This window comes from Neisseria sp. HMSC074B07 (assembly GCF_001810355.1).
Classification (GTDB): domain Bacteria; phylum Pseudomonadota; class Gammaproteobacteria; order Burkholderiales; family Neisseriaceae; genus Neisseria.
Genome location: NZ_KV800924.1, coordinates 1 through 1,090, shown reverse-complemented (window position 1 = coordinate 1,090; position 1,090 = coordinate 1). Strand labels below are relative to the sequence as shown.

Below are 1,090 nucleotides of genomic sequence, written 5' to 3'. Positions count from 1 at the left end.
TCGCCTTGTCCTGATTTAAAGTTAATCCGCTATATCTTTTCAACCCAATCCACCATACTTGAAGTCATCAAAGTCCAGATATGATATAGTCCCTCCACTTTCACTCGTATTTTGAAACGGAGTAAAACCATGACTCAATCCATCCATATCCACAGTATGACCGGCTTTGCCAATGCCGCAGGAGAATGCGGCGGCAAGCGCGTGAATTTGGAAATCCGCGCGGTGAACCACCGTTATCTGGATGTCCAATTCCGTATGCCTGAAGAGTTACGTTATCTGGAAGGCGCGTTGCGCGAAAAAATTGCGGCTTCAGCCACACGCGGCAAATTGGAATGCCGCATTCAGTTGCAAGACGCGGCGGTCAGCGGGCAGAGTTTGGAAACCAATGAAGAATTGGTGAAACAGTTGGCCGATTTGAACAAAACTTGGCGCAAGGAACACGGTTTCGGCAAGCTGACGGTCGCTGAAGTGTTGCGCTTTCCGGGCGTATTGGCAGGTCAAAGCGAAGACCCCGAAGCTTTGGCAAAAACCGTGCAAGAGCTGTTGGACGAAGCGTTGAAAGAGTTTGCCGCCGCCCGCAAACGCGAAGGCAAAAAACTCGGCGAACATCTGTTGCAACGTTTGGCCAGCATGGAAGAAATCGTGGATGCGTTGAGCGAGCTGTTCCCTAGCCTGCTCCAGGCGCATATGGACAAGGTGAACGCGCGTTTGGCGGAAGCGGTCGGCAATATCGACAACGACCGTTTGCAGCAGGAATTTGCGCTGTTTATCCAAAAATCCGATGTTGACGAAGAATTCAGCCGCCTGCGCACGCACATCGCCGAAGTCCGCCGCATCGTTACGGAAAACAAAGGCAGCGCGGGCAAACGCTTGGACTTCCTGATGCAGGAATTGAACCGCGAAGCGAACACGCTGGGCAGCAAAGCGATCGCGGCGGAATGCACGCAGGCTTCGGTCGAACTGAAAGTCTTGATCGAACAAATGCGTGAGCAGGTTCAAAATATCGAATAAGCCTTCAAAAATAAAGAAAAAGGTCGTCTGAAAAGCCATTTTCCGCTTTGAACTGCACCCCAAAAGTTGGACATCCCCT

The 1,090-nt window shown here is 51.2% G+C and carries 1 protein-coding gene; it reads left to right on the top strand.

Annotated features, from left to right (window positions below):
- The first annotated feature begins 129 nt into the window (after window positions 1–129).
- Window positions 130–1,011 carry a YicC/YloC family endoribonuclease gene (locus HMPREF2726_RS05325; protein ID WP_070602534.1) on the top strand — a complete coding sequence of 294 codons (882 nt, stop codon included), beginning with the start codon at window positions 130–132 and terminating at the stop codon, window positions 1,009–1,011.
- Window positions 1,012–1,090 lie beyond the last annotated feature (79 nt).